12 protein-coding genes, 2 tRNA genes and 3 rRNA genes are annotated in these 16,333 nt (G+C 62.8%); 16 read left to right on the top strand and 1 reads right to left on the bottom strand.

The annotated features are described in order from the left end of the window. Nucleotides 1-30: 30 nt before the first annotated feature. From KF791_05245 to KF791_05170, 16 genes are all read left to right on the top strand, one after another. Nucleotides 31-492, top strand: coding sequence for a SufE family protein (locus tag KF791_05245; GenBank protein ID MBX3731979.1), 462 nt, complete (start codon nt 31-33; stop codon nt 490-492). Between the two features lie 17 nt (nt 493-509). Next, nucleotides 510-1,418: a TatD family hydrolase gene (locus KF791_05240; GenBank protein MBX3731978.1), complete on the top strand. Its 909-nt coding sequence runs from the start codon at nt 510-512 to the stop codon at nt 1,416-1,418. Between the two features lie 134 nt (nt 1,419-1,552). Next, a complete protein-coding gene (gene lysA / locus KF791_05235) occupies nt 1,553-2,848 on the top strand; it encodes a diaminopimelate decarboxylase (GenBank protein MBX3731977.1) in 1,296 nt (431 codons plus the stop codon). 57 nt (nt 2,849-2,905) lie between these two features. Continuing rightward, nucleotides 2,906-3,622 carry a hypothetical protein gene (locus tag KF791_05230; GenBank protein ID MBX3731976.1) on the top strand — a complete coding sequence of 239 codons (717 nt, stop codon included), beginning with the start codon at nt 2,906-2,908 and terminating at the stop codon, nt 3,620-3,622. A 97-nt stretch (nt 3,623-3,719) separates the two neighbouring features. Then, nucleotides 3,720-4,778 carry an aminotransferase class I/II-fold pyridoxal phosphate-dependent enzyme gene (locus tag KF791_05225; GenBank protein ID MBX3731975.1) on the top strand — a complete coding sequence of 353 codons (1,059 nt, stop codon included), beginning with the start codon at nt 3,720-3,722 and terminating at the stop codon, nt 4,776-4,778. An 82-nt stretch (nt 4,779-4,860) separates the two neighbouring features. Next, on the top strand, nt 4,861-6,135 hold the full coding sequence (locus KF791_05220) for a type II secretion system F family protein (GenBank protein ID MBX3731974.1): 1,275 nt from the start codon (nt 4,861-4,863) through the stop codon (nt 6,133-6,135). Continuing rightward, entirely contained in the window at nt 6,132-6,737 is a 606-nt protein-coding gene (locus KF791_05215) for a prepilin-type N-terminal cleavage/methylation domain-containing protein (protein ID MBX3731973.1), read from the top strand. The genes KF791_05220 and KF791_05215 overlap by 4 nt, the downstream gene beginning before the upstream one ends. After that, nucleotides 6,734-7,141: a prepilin-type N-terminal cleavage/methylation domain-containing protein gene (locus tag KF791_05210; GenBank protein ID MBX3731972.1), complete on the top strand. Its 408-nt coding sequence runs from the start codon at nt 6,734-6,736 to the stop codon at nt 7,139-7,141. Before KF791_05215 ends, KF791_05210 begins: the two co-directional genes overlap by 4 nt. Then, on the top strand, nt 7,138-7,878 hold the full coding sequence (locus KF791_05205) for a prepilin-type N-terminal cleavage/methylation domain-containing protein (GenBank protein ID MBX3731971.1): 741 nt from the start codon (nt 7,138-7,140) through the stop codon (nt 7,876-7,878). The genes KF791_05210 and KF791_05205 overlap by 4 nt, the downstream gene beginning before the upstream one ends. 35 nt (nt 7,879-7,913) lie before the next feature. Then, nucleotides 7,914-8,963 (top strand): general secretion pathway protein GspK, encoded by a 1,050-nt coding sequence (locus KF791_05200; GenBank protein ID MBX3731970.1) that lies wholly within the window; start codon nt 7,914-7,916, stop codon nt 8,961-8,963. A 328-nt stretch (nt 8,964-9,291) separates the two neighbouring features. Further along, nucleotides 9,292-10,857 (top strand): 16S ribosomal RNA (locus KF791_05195). Between the two features lie 117 nt (nt 10,858-10,974). After that, nucleotides 10,975-11,050: transfer RNA gene (locus KF791_05190), tRNA-Ala, on the top strand. Nucleotides 11,051-11,060: 10 nt separating this feature from the next. Continuing rightward, nucleotides 11,061-11,137 (top strand) — tRNA-Ile (locus tag KF791_05185). Nucleotides 11,138-11,232: 95 nt separating this feature from the next. Next, a 23S ribosomal RNA gene (locus KF791_05180) occupies nt 11,233-14,089 on the top strand. Between the two features lie 76 nt (nt 14,090-14,165). After that, nucleotides 14,166-14,281, top strand: a 5S ribosomal RNA gene (gene rrf / locus KF791_05175). Together the 16S, 23S and 5S rRNA genes with 2 tRNA genes alongside form the textbook arrangement of a ribosomal RNA operon. A 103-nt stretch (nt 14,282-14,384) precedes the next feature. Continuing rightward, the gene (locus KF791_05170) at nt 14,385-15,173 is read left to right on the top strand and encodes an SDR family NAD(P)-dependent oxidoreductase (protein ID MBX3731969.1); all 789 of its coding nucleotides are present in this window, start codon (nt 14,385-14,387) and stop codon (nt 15,171-15,173) included. Here the strand turns inward: KF791_05170 and KF791_05165 are convergent. Beyond that, a complete protein-coding gene (locus KF791_05165; GenBank protein ID MBX3731968.1) occupies nt 15,163-15,954 on the bottom strand; it encodes an undecaprenyl-diphosphate phosphatase in 792 nt (263 codons plus the stop codon). The two genes, KF791_05170 and KF791_05165, sit on opposite strands and share 11 nt — an antisense overlap. Between the last annotated feature and the right edge of the window lie 379 nt (nt 15,955-16,333).

Below are 16,333 nucleotides of genomic sequence, written 5' to 3'. Positions count from 1 at the left end.
AGGGACCCGCTCTTGACGTCGAACGTTGCTGTGGCAGCCGATCTGAAGGCGTCCGATGGGCCGGAAGCCGGGATTCTGGCCGGCCGTGAGGCGGCGCTGGCGACCACGCTGGCGTCGCTGAATGACCCGAGATCCCGGGTTGCCTGGCTTGTCGAGCGTGCCCGGCACCAGCCGCCACTTCCCGACGCGCTGAGGCTTGCAGGGTACCAGGTGCCCGGATGTCAGGTAAGGTTTTGGTGGATCGCAGAACATCGGGATGGCTGTTGCTGGTTTCGGTCCGACTCGGACGCCGTGACCCTCCGCGCCATGGGTCGGCTGTGGTCGGAGCTGGCCAGCGGTGCCACTCCTCGGGAACTGGCCGGGTGGCACCCGGACTTCCTGGAGCGGCTTGGCGTGCTGCGGCCGCTGGCGACAAGCCGCCAGGAGACCGTCCGTCGCATCGGGGACCTCATCCGGTCCTTCGCCGCGCTCCACGTCCACGGACCACCATGAGTTTAGGCACGGCGTGGATGACCGACGCGCACAACCACCTGCAGGACGCCCGATTTGCCGGCAGGCAGGCCGATGTGATGGATGCTGTGCGCCGGGCTGGCGTGGCGCGCATGGTGGTCAACGGCACCGGGGAGGAGGACTGGCCCGGAGTGGCGGCGCTGGCCCGGCAGTTTCCGGAGGTCGTCCCCGCCTTTGGCTGTCATCCATGGTGGCTGCGGCATCGCACGCCGTCATGGATTCGCACCCTGGAGTCGTGGCTCGACGCAACGCCCGGGTCCGGCGTCGGAGAGATCGGGCTGGATCGCTGGATGATTGAAAACCCGGAGGGCTGGCGGCGGGCCTCCGGGGTTTTTGGGGAGCCGCCAACGCTTGCGGAGCAGGAGTCGGCGTTCGTCGCGCAACTTGAAATCGCCTCGCGGCGCAACCTGCCGGCGAGCATCCATTGCCTCGGTGCGTTCGGACCTCTGGGCGATCTGCTGGGGCGGCATCCGCGTCCGGAGCGTGGATTTCTGCTGCACAGTTATGGCGGCCCGCGGGATCGGATTCCCGGATTGGTCCGGCTGGGCGCGTACTTCGGATTTCCGGGATACTTCGGACATGAGCGGAAGGCGGCCGCCCGGGAGGTCTTTCGCCACGTTCCGCGGGACCGTTTGCTCGTCGAGACCGATGCCCCGGATCAACTCCCGCCTGAGGGCTGGATCCGGCATCCGATGGACGATCCCCGAACCGGGCGTCCGGTGAATCATCCGGCCAACCTGGGAGCCGCTTATGAGGGACTAGCCGCCGTCCTGGAGCTGGACTTCGACGAACTCGTGGCGATCACTGCGGCCAATTTCGAACGTCTTTTCGGTCGTGCGTTTCAACCGGTCGGCGGGAATGAGCCGTCGTCGGCAATGGCGCAACGACGCGTCGGGCCGGGAGGATGACCGATGCGGGCAGCCCCGTTCCGGCACCCGGGGGACGGGAGGTGGCATCCGGCTGATCGGCAGCGGGGTTCCGCAGCCGTGGGGGGTATCCGCGTCCTTGCAGCCCGGCCCCGTGTCTGGCAGAAGGCGCGTTCATGCATACGTTCCGGTATGTGGGGGGTGAGCTCCAATGCGAGGGAGTTTCATTGTCGGTTCTGGCGCGACGCCACGGCACCCCCCTCTATGTTTATTCCCAAGCCACCCTCACCGACCACTACAGCAAGCTCGATCGGGCGCTGGCGCCGCTGGATCACCAGATCTGCTTCGCAATGAAGTCGAATTCGAACCGGGCGGTGATTCGCCTCCTGTCCAGCCTGGGCGCGGGGTTCGATACGGTCAGTTCGGGGGAGATCCGCCGTGTGATCTCCGCCGGAGGGAACCCCCGGCATTGCGTGTTTGCGGGCGTGGGCAAGACCGAGGAGGAGATCGCCTACGCTCTCGACCAGGGGATCTACTGCTTGAACGTGGAGTCGGAACCCGAGCTGCGGCGGATCAGCCGGGTCGCCGTCCGGAGGCGCCGCATCGCGCCGGTGGCGGTCCGGGTGAATCCCAACGTGGATGCCGGCACGCATGCAAAAATCACCACCGGCACGTACGAAAACAAGTTTGGCATCGCCTTCGAGGAGGTTGCCGGGGTGTACCACCGCGCGGCCCGGTTGCCCAACCTCCGATTGCGCGGCGTCCAGATGCACATCGGATCCCAACTGACCGAGGTGGAGCCGTTCCGGCAGGCGGTTGCCCGGGTGGCACCCCTGGTGGCGGAACTGAACGCGCGCCACGGATTCGACTTCTTCAGCATCGGTGGCGGCCTGGGGATCGTCTATCAGCCGGCGCTGGAGAGCGGGCCCGCCGCCTGGTGGACCACCCCGGCGGCACACGGTCTGTTGACGCCGGATCGTTATGCCGCGTCCCTGGTTCCTTTGCTCAAGCCACTGGGACTGCGGATCCTGCTGGAGCCGGGCCGGTTTCTCACCGGGAACGCCGGGGCTTTGTTGACGCGCGTGGAGTACGTCAAGAAGACCGGCACCCGGAACTTTGTCATCGTGGACGCCGCGATGAATGACCTGATCCGGCCGGCGTTTTACGACAGCTATCATGAGATCGTCCCGCTCCGCCGGCGGCGCGGTGTCCGGGTGGCGTCCGATGTCGTCGGACCGATTTGCGAGAGCGGCGACACCTTTGCCCGGGATCGTCCGCTCCCCAGGCTTTCTGAGGGCGACCTGCTGGCCCTGCTGAGCGCGGGTGCCTACGGATCGGTCATGGGATCGAACTACAACACCCGCCCCCTTGCGGCTGAGGTCCTGGTGCATGGGCGCCGTTCTGCGGTGGTCCGGGCGCGGCAGCCCGTGGAGCAGATCTGGGCCGGGGAGACAGCTGCCCCCTGGCAGTGAGCTCCTGAGGGGCCGAATTCGGCTTGGCGATTCCGGGGGTTGTGATACCCACCCTCCATGGCAACCGCCGAACGGGGGCGCGGATTTGATCGTTCGACACGGCTTGCGGCCGCAGTTGTGGCGTTGATGGCCGTTTCCACCCCGGCCTGCGCGGAGTGGCGGCTGCCGGACTATTTCGCTCCCGGGGGTGGCAGCCGGGCGGGAACCTGGGACGCCTTTGTCGCGTTGGGAGGCGTGGCGCCCCAGGGGTTGAACTATCAGAGCGTCGCCGGTACTCCGGACAGCGTGGACGTGTCCATGGACACGTTCTTTCAGGGGGGCGTCGGTTTCGGGTACAACATCAACCAGTTCTGGAACGTCAATTTCTCCCTGGCGGTGGGTGCGCCGGACTATTCCGTGAAGAGCGCCGCCTTCACCCCCTACGACGACTCGGTCTATGTCGGCTCGGGCCGCCTCAACCTCGACTGGTACGTGCTCCCGGGCAACATCACGCCGCTGGTGTCAGCGGGCGTGGGGTTTGTCACTCTCACGGTGGACGATCCATCCGGGGGATACTACTGCTACCCCGATTATTGGTGGGGCTGGGTGTGTTATCCCGAGACTCGCACGGAGGCGGCCTTCACCTGGAATGTCACCGGTGGACTCCGAATGGACCTTCGCCATGGCCTCTTTGTGAAGGCGGTTGCCGGAGTTGAGTGGTGGTTGCTGAGCGGCACAGAGGGCGTGCCGTACTCCATTTTTGGCACGCTTTCCGTGGGAATGAATTTCCGGTGAGCGGCGACAGCAGAAGTTGTCGCCGTCGCGCGGATTGACGCGAATGGGGCGTGTTGCACCAACCTTCCGCCCGCTTCAGTTTGTCTCGGGTACGCAGGTGCGATCCAACGGCCGGCTCCTTCGGTACTTTGGCGGGGCGGACTATCTTGGGCTTGGACGGCATACGGAGGTGCTGGAGGCCATGCGAGGCGCCCTGGATGCCGGCGCTGTTCATCCGGGTGCCTCGCGCGCGACCACCGGAGAGCAGATCCTCTACCGGCGTGTTGAACGGGCGATCGCCCGGTGGGTTCGGCGGCCGGGCGCCGTCCTCCTTCCGTGTGGCTCCCTTGCCCCCCGTGCCGCTGTGCAGGCGCTTGGTGGGCAGGTGACGCATCTGCTCCTCGACGAACGGGCGCACGCCTGTGTGGCCGAGGCGGCAGTCCTTTCCAGGTTGCCGACCATCCAGTTCCCAGGGGGCGATGTGGGCGCGCTGCGGCAGTGTCTGGAGACCCTGCCCCCGGCGGCCCGTCCTCTGGTGCTGTGCGATGGCGTGATGGCCCTGCAATGCCGGTTGTCCCCTCTCGACGGCTATCTTGCGGCGCTGCCCCGGGGCGGATGGCTCCTGGTTGACGATTCGCATGGCCTGGGGGTGACGGGACCCGGCGGACGCGGCACGGTCGCCCATTTCCGGCTGAACGATTCCCGGATCGTCCAGGTGTTCAGCCTTTCGAAGGCCGTCGGGGTGGCCGGGGGCGCGGTGGCCGGGTCGTCGCACCTGATGGCCAGGATCCGGTGTGGGGTGCCGGTGTTCGTCGGCGCGACCGCCCCGCCCTACACCGTCGTGGCCGGAGTGCTGGCGGCACTCCGGATCTTGCGGACCCGGCCCGGACGCGTCGCCACGCTCGCATCCCGTGCGCGGGAGCTGCACGCCCGGCTGCCGCCGCACCCGGAGCTCGCCTGCAGCCGCGAAGTGCCGGTGGTGGTGGCGACGCCAGCGTCCGCCCACGGCGTCCGCGCCCTGCACCGGTCTCTGCGGAAGGCGGGGATTTATCCGACCTGGATCTGCTACCCAGGGGGGCCCGCGGGTGGATTCCTGAGGATGGCGCTCAACGTCGGGCATTCCCGCGAGGACGTTGATCTGCTGGCGGCGGCGATCCGTGAGGGATTGGAGCGATGATGCGGATGCCGACGCCGGGGTTCCGATCCCGAGAGAACCGGTGGAACTTCTGTCCGGCAGCGGTTATTCATCACGGCGTCGTATGCCTCAATTCCAGTACAAGGCCCGGCGTCGTTCGGGAGATCTGGTCGAGGGATCCCTCGAGGTGGCGGATCGCGCGGCGGCGCTGGGTCAACTGGGCAAGCTGGGCCTGTTCCCGGTGGCGGTGACGGCCGCCCGTGCGGGGCGGGCGGGTTCCACGGGAGCGCCCGCGGCTGCGCGGGGCGCACGGAGCCTGTTGCCGGTCGGGCTCTTCGCCCAGTTCCGGCGCCATCGGAAGCCCAAGCTGCAGGAGTTGGCCACCTTCACCCAGCAGTTGGCCAACTTGTTGAGGGCCGGGATGCCCCTGACGATGGCGCTGCAATCCATGAGCAGCCTGAGCACCAAGGGGATCCCCTCCGAGGTGGCCCGCCAGCTGAAGCAGGATGTCACGGAGGGGCGCAGCCTGTCGGATGCCATGGGCCGCCAGCCCGTGATTTTCCCCGCTCTGGTGGTCAACATGGTGCGTGCCGGCGAAAAGAGCGGCGCGCTGGAGGAGGTGCTTCGCCGTCAGTCGGCGCATTTCGAGCGATTCGCCGACGTCCAGGCCAAGTTCAAGTCGGCCATGATTTATCCGCTGGTGGTGCTCAGCGTCGGGGTGGCGCTGGTGGTGTTCTTCATGACGGCGTTGCTGCCGAAGTTCATGAATCTGTTTGAAAGCATCCCCGGCTTCGAACTCCCGGCATCCACACGGCTGCTCATCAACACCAGCCGGTTCCTGAGCCACTGGTGGTGGGTGCTCGTGCTCGCCGGTGCGCTGATCGGGCTGCTGTACGTCCGGTATCGTGCCACTCCGGGTGGGCGCCGGACCATTGACCGCATCAAGCTGTCGGTCTGGATCTTTGGCCCGGTGACCCGCCTGAACCTCTTCGGGCAGTTTGCCCGCACGCTGGGAACCCTCCTGCGCAACGGAGTGCCCGTCCTGGAGGCGCTGCGGATCACCGAGCTGGTCGTCCCCAACACCATTGTTGGCGACGCGATCGCGCAGACGCGCACCGCGGTCACCGACGGGAAGACGCTTGCGCAGCCTCTGGCGAAGGCGGGCATCTTCCCGCAGTTGATGATTGACCTGCTCAAGATCGGCGAGGAAACCGGAGACATCCCGGGCTCCCTTGAGAATGTCGCCGAAACCTACGAGCGGGAGCTCACCCTGGGGCTCCGCGCCATGACCAATCTGATCGAGCCGATCATGATCGTGGGCATCGCGATTGTGGTCGGCTTTCTGCTGATGTCGGTGATGTCCGCGATGTTTGCGATCACCCAGAACCTCCAGCGGTGAACCCCGTGATCGCATCGGCACCGCGTCGTCGCCCCCCCGGGGCGCGGCGCCATTCCGCCCGGGCCTTCACGCTGATCGAGTTGCTCGTGGCAATGGCCATTGCGGCGTTGCTCATGATGACCGCCATCCCGTACTTCCGTTCGGCTCGCAAGACGCCGCTGGTGCGCGCGACCAACGACCTCGTCGAGGCCTGCCGCCTGGCGCGGGTCAGGGCCATCCTCACCGGACGCCCCATGCAGGTGGTGATCTTCAACGGCGGCGCATCCATCGGGGTGGAATCGGTGCCCAATCTGAGGCCGGCGGTCCGGTCCCTTGCGGACACCGATCCGGCCTTTGCCGCCGGACTGGAGGAGCAGGGTCTGAACTCCGGCGGCCCGGCGCTGTTCGAGGCGCAGATTGACGACGAGGTCGCCTTCCGTCGGCCGCTGCTCATCAATGGTCGGGACTTTTTTGACTCGGCGGCCCAGGCGGCTGCCATCCGCTTCTTCCCCAATGGCACCTGCGATGCCCTGCAGGCGGAGCTGCAGTGGTTGCGGCAGGACATCCGGCGCATCAGCCTCGACATCATGACCGCCCAGCCCTTGGTGGAGGGATACCAATGAACGCGTGGCGACCCCCCGGGAATTCGGGCCGGCGCCGGGGGGCCTTCACGCTGATCGAGGTGGTGGTGGCATCCGCAATTCTCGCAGTGGGCCTGGGCGGCATTCTCATGATCTGTTCCAACGGGCTGCGCACGGCCCGGATCCTTGACCGGGTCCATGTGGATGCTGGAAGCCTCGCGGCCCTCGTGTCGCTGACCAACCGGCTGGAGGAGGGTGTGGATTCCGGAACCTTTGGGGATCTGTACCCGGGATACCGCTGGTCCCGGGAGATCCGCGAGGTCGCGACCAACGGACTTTTCCAGGTGGATTTCCTCGTCTTTCACTCCGGGGATGCGCGGGGGACGGAGTCCCGGATGACCATCCTGTTGCATCGTCCGATGAGCACGCGTCCGCCCGGCCGATGAACTCCCGAACCCCCCATCCGGTGTGCGCCGGCCGGCCCGGTTTGGTGGGGCGTGTCGCGGCGTTCACCCTGATCGAGGTGCTGGTGGCCACGTTTGTTTTTGCCATTGTGCTGGCCTCCCTCTTCGGCACCTGGCGGGTGATCGCCCGCAGCACGGAGTCGGCCATCAGTCTGGCGGCGGAGGCGCAACGGACCCGGCTGGCACTCCAATGCATTGAGGAGGCCTTGAGTGCCACGGAGATGTTCCAGAGCAACCTCCGGTGGTACTCGTTCCTCGCCGACACCGCCGGACCTTATGCCGAGGTCAGTTTTGCGGCGAACCTCAGCGATTCGTTTCCGGGGAGCGGCTTTTTTCTCGGACAACGGTTGCGGCGGATCACCCTGAGGGTCGAGCCGGCGCCCGAAGGCGGGAACCATCTGGTGATGCACCAGACCCCGCTCCTGGCGCCACTGGACGGAGATGTCGAGACCTACCCGCTGGTGCTGGCCACGGAGGTCAGCTTGTTTCAACTGCGGTTTTGGGATCGGCGCCGCAGTGAGATGATCGAGGATTGGACGACGACGAACCAGATTCCGATGGTGGTGGAGGTCATCCTGGGGACCGGGACTGAGAATCGCCTGTCGCGACGTCCCGCGGCGATTGTAAGCCGGGCGGTGCGCCTTCCGGACCTTGCGGTGCCCCCGACCCTTCAGGGGGGCGTGCCAGGGGGACCCCAGGGGGGAGGAGGCGTGCGATGAGAAGGGGTTGCGAATCGGGGTCTCCGGTGTGCCGCATGCGATCCCGTCGTGGTGTGGCATTGATCATCGTGCTGCTGACGCTTTTCACCCTCGGGGTGATGGCCGGAATCTTCTCGTACGCGATGAAGGTGGAGACCCGCCTTGCGGCAAACACCACCAGCGGCACCGAACTCGAATGGCTGGGTCGCTCCGGTGTGGAGGTCGCCAAATGGATTCTGGTCCAGCAGGAGACCCAGGTGCCTTCCGAACGCGGGTATAACGCGCTCAACCAGTTCTGGGCGGGCGGGCCGGGCCCGGTGGATTCCGTGGACAACCCGTTCGCCGGGATGTCTCTGAACCAGATCCCGGTGGGAGAAGGGATCGTCTCCCTGGAGATCGTGGACCAGGAACGTTGGATGAACATCAACTCGGTCTACCGGAATCCCGCGCTGATGGATCAGGCGCTTTCGATGGCGGGCGCCGACGCGACGGACGCCTCGGTCATCAGCGCGGCCATCCTCGACTGGGTGGATCGGGACGACATTCCCCAGGCCGCCAACGGGGCGGAGCGGGATTACTACTTGAGCCTGCCCCAGCCGATCGAGGCCAAGAACGGAGTGATTGACGATCTCCGTGAGCTGCTGCAGGTGCGCGGGGTCACTCCGGCCATCTTCTGGGGACCGTCCTGGACCATTTCCGTGATGGGCGGGGGTGACGTCGCGGCGGCATTGACCGCCGGGGGCGACGATCTGGCGGCGGGAGCGGGATTGTCCGAACTGTTTTGCGCCGTTTCCACCGGCCGGATCAACGTCAACACCGCGCCGGAGCCCGTGCTGCGCCTGCTCCTGGGCGGAAATGCCTCCCGTGCCCGGGAAGTGGTGCGGATGCGTGAGGAGCTGCCGGCCCGCGATGCCGGAGACATGGCACGGCTCCTGGGCGGGGTCGGCCCCGGAGCGGGCACGATTGGCGGTCAACTGACCGTGCAGAGCTTCACCTTCGCGGTTCGGGTGACGGCGCAATTGGGGGCGGCCCGGGAAACGTTCCTCGCCTTGATCAGCCGGGCGGGATCACGCGAGTACCAGACGCTGCTTTTTCGTCGCGAGTAGGGGATCGGGACGGTGAATCTGGCGCACTGGACGTGGAAACATTTTCGGAAATGTCGGGGATTTCCGCGGAAATCCGCTCGAATCCGGAGCCGCTCAAAAAATTTCCAAATTTCCCTTTGACCCATCGAGCGCCATCCGGTAAACCTTCTCCCGTCGTTCGGGGAACCCTGAGCGAAGGATGAGAGACGTTTCTCGGTCCGAAACATGACCGAGGAATCTTTTGTCGTCTCACAGGGTCCCGGTTCCTTGAAAGTAGCGATGTACGGTAAGGCGGAATATTTTCCAGCCTGTCAATTTCAGAATCATCGGTGGTCAAACACCGATACTTTCTACGGAGAGTTTGATTCTGGCTCAGAACGAACGCTGGCGGCGTGGATAAGACATGCAAGTCGAACGCTGACCCAGAGGTAGCAATATCATTGGGTTGGAGTGGCGCAAGGGTGCGTAACACGTGGGCAATCTACCAGGAAGACCGGAATAACCTGCCGAAAGGTGGGCTAATGCCGGATGTGGATCCGGGAGGGCATCCTCTTGGACCCGAAGTTGGGGACCGCAAGGCCTGACGCTTCCTGATGAGCCCGCGGCCTATCAGCTAGTTGGCGGGGTAAAGGCCCACCAAGGCAAAGACGGGTAGCTGGTCTGAGAGGACGACCAGCCACACTGGAACTGAGACACGGTCCAGACACCTACGGGTGGCAGCAGTCGAGAATTTTTCACAATGGGGGAAACCCTGATGGAGCGACGCCGCGTGGGGGATGAAGGGCTTCGGCTCGTAAACCCCTGTCATTCGCGAATAATTGGCGCGGTCGAATACACCGCGTCTTGATAGTAGCGGAAGAGGAAGGGACGGCTAACTCTGTGCCAGCAGCCGCGGTAATACAGAGGTCCCAAGCGTTGTTCGGATTTACTGGGCGTAAAGAGTGCGTAGGCGGTGGGGAAAGTTCGGGGTGAAATCTCCAGGCTCAACCTGGAAACTGCCTTGAAAACTTCCCCGCTAGAGGGCCGCAGAGGAGATTGGAATTCTCGGTGTAGCAGTGAAATGCGTAGATATCGAGAGGAACACCAGTGGCGAAAGCGAATCTCTGGGCGGTCACTGACGCTGAGGCACGAAAGCCAGGGGAGCAAACGGGATTAGATACCCCGGTAGTCCTGGCCCTAAACGGTGCGCACTTGCTGTGAGCGGATTTAAAACCCGCTTGTGGCGAAGTTAACACGATAAGTGCGCCGCCTGAGGAGTACGGTCGCAAGATTAAAACTCAAAGAAATTGACGGGGGCCTGCACAAGCGGAGGAGTATGTGGCTTAATTCGATGCAACGCGAAGAACCTTACCTGGTCTTGACATGCATGTGGTAGAAGCCTGAAAGGGTGACGACCCCGTAAAACGGGAGCATGCACAGGTGCTGCATGGCTGTCGTCAGCTCGTGTCGTGAGATGTTGGGTTAAGTCCCGCAACGAGCGCAACCCCTGTGTCCTGTTGCCACCCCGAAAGGGGGGAACTCTGGACAGACTGCCCCGCTTAAACGGGGAGGAAGGTGGGGATGACGTCAAGTCAGTATGGCCCTTACGACCAGGGCTGCACACGTACTACAATGCCCGGTACAATGGGCTGCAAGCCAGCAATGGTGAGCAAATCCTCAAAACCGGGCCCAGTTCAGATTGTCGGCTGCAACTCGCCGGCATGAAGCTGGATTCGCTAGTAATGGCGCATCAGCTACGGCGCCGTGAATACGTTCCCAGGCCTTGTACACACCGCCCGTCACATCATGAAAGCCGGTTGTACCCGAAGCCGTCAAGCCAACCGCAAGGAGGCAGACGTCTAAGGTGTGGCTGGTGATTGGGATGAAGTCGTAACAAGGTAGCCGTAGGGGAACCTGCGGCTGGATCACCTCCTTTCTACGGAGAAATGGGCCCCGAAAGGGTGTCCGGACCGGCGGAAGATGCCACTTACCGTACATCGCTGTTTTCAGGAACCACTGTTCCTTTCAGCGGCCCCCGTGCCGGAACCGGCGTGGGGCTGTAGCTCAGCTGGTAGAGCGGTAGCTTTGCAAGCTATAGGTCAGGAGTTCGAGTCTCCTCAGCTCCACCACGCTCATCGGGGGCCTGTAGCTCAGTTGGTTAGAGCATGCGCTTGATAAGCGCAGGGTCACTGGTTCGAGTCCAGTCAGGCCCACCAGCCGAGCTCAATCAGGATGCTTTCGGCGCAAGCCGTCGTTCTTTGAAATCTGTGTGTGATAAAGGGTATGTGTATCAACACAATACTACATTTTCAATCAAGCTACTAAGGGCAGCAGGTGAATGCCTTGGCGCTGATAGGCGATGAAGGACGCAGCAAGCTGCGATAAGCTGTGGGTAGCCGCAAGCAGGCTTTGACCCTCAGATTTCCGAATGGGGAAACCCTCCCTTTCAAGGGAACTGCCGGATGAATTCATAGTCCGGCAGGGCAAGACGGGGCGAAGTGAAACATCTCAGTAACCCCAGGAAAAGAAAACGAAGTGATTCCGCAAGTAGTGGCGAGCGAACGCGGAGAAGCCCAAACCGGGGTGATTCATCACCCCGGGGTTGCGGGACCTCCATCACAGATCTGCAGAGACCAGTTGAATGGCTTGGAAAAGCCAGCCAGAGACCGTGACAGCCGGGTCAACAAACTCCGAGCAGACTGGGAGGACATCCCAAGTAGTGCGGTGCACGTGAAACTCCGCGCGAATCCGTCCAGACCACTGGATAAGGCTAAATACTCATCAGCGACCGATAGTGAACAAGTACCGCGAGGGAAAGGCGAAAAGAACCCCTGCTAGGGGAGTGAAATAGAACCTGAAACCCGCTGCCTACAATGTGTGGGAGCCCATTCGTGGGTGACCGCCTGCCTTTTGCATAATGAGTCTGCGAGTTATTATCTGTGGCCAGCATCAGCCTCTCTGAGGTGGATGCGAAGCGAAAGCGAGTACGAATGGTGCGTCCAGTCGCAGGTAATAGACCCGAAGCGGAGGTGATCTACTCTTGAGCAGGTTGAAACCAAGGTAACACTTGGTGAAGGACCGAACTCGTGGATGTTGAAAAATCCTGAGATGACTTGAGAGTAGGAGCGAAAGACTAATCAAACCCCGTGATAGCTGGTTCTCTCCGAAATCGCTTGAGGGCGAGCGTTGGGGAAGTAAACCGTGGAGGTAGAGCACTGGATGGCTTAGGGTCCCTACCGGGATGCCAAAACCAATCAAACTCCGAATTCCGCGGGATCCATTACCCCAGCATTCAGACGGCGAGGGATAAGCTTCGTCGTCGAGAGGGCAACAGCCCAGACCCGCAGCTAAGGTGCCCAAATCCGGTTCAGTGGAAAGGATGTGACGTTACCCAGACAGTGAGGATGTTGGCTTAGAGGCAGCCATCATTTAAACAGTGCGTAACAGCTGACTCATCGAGTGATGTCGCGCCGAAAATGATTGGCGATCAAACCGGATACCGAAGCCCGGGATGCACCCCCCGTTCGCGCGGGGTGCGTGGTAGGAGAGCGTAGTCCGTGCGGTGAAGGCGGATCGAAAGAGACGCTGGAGCGCGGACTAGCGAGAATGCAGACACGAGTAGCGATAAACCAGATGAGAATTCTGGTCGCCGTAAACCCAAGGTTTCCTGGGCAAGGTTCGTCCCCCCAGGGTTAGTCGGGAGCTAAGACGAGGTCGTAAGACGTAGTCGATGCCCAGCCGGTCAACATTCCGGCACCGAACCAGGTCAAACCTGCGATGACGCAATGGGAAACGCAGCAGGGTCATTGAAAGACCCGGCCGAGGAGCGATCCAAAGCATGCTGCCGGAACCGCTGCCGAGAAAAGTTGCAGGCCCTTTCCTGGTCGCCCGTACCGTAAACCGACACAGGTGGGTGAGTGTAAGTGCACTCAGGCGCGCGAGAGAGACCTCTCTAAGGAACTCGGCACATTAGCCCCGTAACTTCGGGAGAAGGGGTGCTCACTTCGGTGAGCCACAGTAAATTGCGTTTAGCGACTGTTTAACAAAAACACAGCACTCTGCCACGTCGTCAAGACTACGTATAGGGTGTGACAAGTGACCAATGCGGGAAGATCAAGGCAAGGGGTTAGCCGCAAGGCGAAGCTCCGAACCTAAGTCCCCGTGAATGTCGGCCGTAACTATAACGGTCCTAAGGTAGCGAAATTCCTTGTCGGGTAAGTTCCGACCTGCACGAATCTTGTAACGACTGAACGACTGTCTCGGAGAGGTTCTCGGCGAAACTGTAGTTGCGGTGAAGATGCCGCATGCCCGCAGTAGGACGGAAAGACCCTATGCACCTTTACTGTAAGCTCGTATTGGCTTCTGGTCGGCAATGCTTAGCGTAGGTGGGAGACGGTGACGGCATGGCTTCGGTTGTGCCCGAGTCGAAATGTGAAACACCACTCTTTGCCCATTAGGAGTCTAACCCCGATCCCATCAGCTGGGCGGGGGACAGTGCGTGCGGGTCAGTTTGGCTGGGGCGGCTTCCTCCCAAATGGTAACGGAGGAGCGCGAAGCTGGGCTCAGCATGGTTGGCAACCATGCGTCGAGCGTATGGGTAGAAGCCCGGTTGACTGCGAGACCCACAAGTCGAGCAGATGCGAAAGCAGGCCCAAATGATCCGATGGTTGAATGTGGAATTGCCATCGCTCAACGGACAAAAGGTACGCTAGGGATAACAGGCTGATCGGATCCAAGAGTTCATATCGACGATCCGGTTTGGCACCTCGATGTCGGCTCATCGCATCCTGGGGCTGGAGAAGGTCCCAAGGGTCCGGCTGTTCGCCGGTTAAAGCGGTACGCGAGCTGGGTTCAGAACGTCGTGAGACAGTTCGGTCCTTATCCACTGTGGGCGGAGGAAACTTGAGGGGTTCATTCCTTAGTACGAGAGGACCGGGAATGACGCACTTCTGGTGTGGCAGTTGTCCCGTCAGGGGCATCGCTGCGTAGCCATGTGCGGAAGAGATAAGCGCTGAAAGCATCTAAGTGCCAAGCTCATCCCAAGATAAGGTTTCCCAGGGCGCAAGCCCTCTAAAGGTCTCAGGCAGACTACCTGATTGATAGGCCGGGCGTGTAAATGCCGCGAGGCATGAGCGGACCGGTACTAATCGACCGTGCGGCTTGATTGTTTCCCCCGTATCCCGGGGGTGTGGCGATCACGGCCCTCACACACAGATTTCAGGGAACGAGGTTCTTTCCAGATTTTTCGGTGGCTCTAAAGAGGTGGTCCGACCCGATCCCATCCCGAACTCGGCCGTCAAACACCTCGTTGCCGATGGTAGTGCATGTATAGCTTGCGCGAGAGTAGGTAGCCGCCGTCTCCCCCTTGACCAGCCGGTCCAATCCGGCTGGTCTTTTTTTTGGCGGACCTCTCGCCCTTCCGAGGATGGCGCGGCGCGCGATTTTTGGCAGTCTCCCCGCCGGATGAGGAATCTGCGCGACAGGCGGGTGGTGATCACGGGCGCTTCGAGCGGCTTTGGGGCCGCCGGAGCGCTGGCCTTTGCCCGCGAAGGCGCGCGATTGTTCCTGGGAGCCCGACGGACCCGGCAGCTGGGGGAGGTTGCGTCCGCGTGTCACGCTGCCGGGTCGCCCTGCGTGGAGTTCTTGGAATTGGATGTCGCCAAGACCGCGTCCGTTGGGCGCTTCGCGCGTGAGGTGGACCGGCGGTTTGGCGGGGTGGATCTCCTGGTCAATAACGCCGGCGGCGCCCACGGACTGGATCCGGTGGCGTCCGGGCGCGATGACGATTGGGAGGCGATGGTGCAGTCCAATTTCTTGGGGCTTCTCCGGGTCACCCGCGCCCTGCTCCCGCTCATCGTCCGGGATTCCGGGGGCTGGATTCTCAATATCGGCTCCATTGCCGCCCATCGTGCCTACGAGGGCGGTGCGGTTTACTGCGGGGTCAAGGCCGGTGTCCGTCTGGTCACGGAGGCCCTGCGACTGGAATTGAACGGGACCGGAATCCGCGTGGGCATTCTCGATCCGGGAATGGCGGAAACCGAGTTTTCAGAGGTCCGGTTCAAGGGTGACCTTGAGCGGGCCCGGGCCGTCTATTCCGGCGTCATTCCCTTGAATGCCGCTGATGTGGCCGAGGCAATGGTCTGGATGGCGTCCCGCCCGCCGCACGTCTGTGTGGATGAGTTGGTCCTCAAACCGACCGACCAGGCGTCGTTCCACAAGATCCACCGACGGGACCTTCCGCTCAGCGGGTGACGGCCAGAACCACCAAGGCGAGGGCAATCCGGTACCAGCCAAACACGGCGAACGTGTGGTGACGCACGTAGCCCAGAAGCCATCGGACGGTGAGGAAGGAGACGACCGCCGAGACGGCAAACCCGAGTGCCACCGCGGCCCAGTCCTCGCCGGGGCCAGAGACCGGGCTGCGCAGGAGCGCCTTGACGATCTTCAGCCCGCTGGCGGCGAGCATGGTCGGGATGCCAACCAGGAATGAGAACTCGGTGGCGGCGGTGCGGGTGAGGCCCAGGATCAGGCAAAGTAGGATGGTCGTTCCCGACCGCGAGGCTCCCGGGAAGATGGCAGCCACGAGCTGGCCGAGACCGACGGCAATGGCGATGTTCCATCCGATGTGATCGGTGGGGTCGGGAGGCGCAAAGTAACGTTCCACAGCCAGAAAGAGCACACCTCCGACCAGGAGGGCGACGGCCACCGGCACCGGCCGGTCGGCCAGTTGAAATCCCGCCTTGTCGAGAAGGACCCCGCCAACGCCGGTGATTCCGAAGGCGACGCCGAGTTTGATCCCATAGTCCCGAACCTCCGGACGCCGCCAATCGAACAGGAGTCGCGAGACCCTCTCCCTGAACAGGGGAATGACTGCAATCACCGCGCCTGCCTGGATCACGATGTTGAAGAGGTCGCTCCGGTGATCCCCCACCCAGAGTTCGAAAAGCAGGAGGTGGCCCGTGGACGAGATGGGAAGAAATTCCGTGATGCCCTCGATGCAACCAAGGAGGATTGTGGTCAGCCAGGTGGGCATGCGCGGCTGGTTAAAGCGCATGGACGCCGTTCCGGGCAAGGTTCAATTCCGCAAGATTCCGGATGGACGAACGAGGGCGGCGGATGGGTGCGCTTCCTGATGATTTTTTGGCAATCGGCCGCTTGACCTGCGGCCCGGGGTCCCTTACCACTGGTGCTGCCAGGGGGCAGTTCTTTTAAGAAGCTTTCGCCGGGAAGTGATTTCCGGCATCCGTTTTCCCGGCCGACGTTGTTCACCGACCGGGGATCTCTACATTGTCCCACGGAACTTGTTCTGAAAATTCCCCCGGGCGGGATGTCATCCTCTGACTACCGCCCGGGTTTATTTTTTTGGGGGCCCGTTGCGGGAGGGCGGCTGGTGTCCTTTGGGCTTTCGTGTT

This window comes from Verrucomicrobiia bacterium, assembly GCA_019634635.1.
In the GTDB taxonomy this organism is placed as follows: Bacteria; Verrucomicrobiota; Verrucomicrobiia; order Limisphaerales; family UBA9464; genus UBA9464.
This window is presented reverse-complemented; position numbering and strand designations above follow the sequence as displayed.

Coding starts and splice junctions, on each gene's coding strand:
- KF791_05230 (MBX3731976.1), top strand. CDS start 2,906: ATGGCAACCGCCGAACGGGGGCGCGGATTTGATCGTTCGACACGGCTT.
- KF791_05240 (MBX3731978.1), top strand. CDS start 510: ATGACCGACGCGCACAACCACCTGCAGGACGCCCGATTTGCCGGCAGG.
- KF791_05200 (MBX3731970.1), top strand. CDS start 7,914: ATGCGATCCCGTCGTGGTGTGGCATTGATCATCGTGCTGCTGACGCTT.
- KF791_05170 (MBX3731969.1), top strand. CDS start 14,385: ATGAGGAATCTGCGCGACAGGCGGGTGGTGATCACGGGCGCTTCGAGC.
- KF791_05220 (MBX3731974.1), top strand. CDS start 4,861: ATGCCTCAATTCCAGTACAAGGCCCGGCGTCGTTCGGGAGATCTGGTC.
- KF791_05210 (MBX3731972.1), top strand. CDS start 6,734: ATGAACGCGTGGCGACCCCCCGGGAATTCGGGCCGGCGCCGGGGGGCC.
- lysA (MBX3731977.1), top strand. CDS start 1,553: ATGCATACGTTCCGGTATGTGGGGGGTGAGCTCCAATGCGAGGGAGTT.
- KF791_05165 (MBX3731968.1), bottom strand. CDS start 15,954: ATGCCCACCTGGCTGACCACAATCCTCCTTGGTTGCATCGAGGGCATC.
- KF791_05205 (MBX3731971.1), top strand. CDS start 7,138: ATGAACTCCCGAACCCCCCATCCGGTGTGCGCCGGCCGGCCCGGTTTG.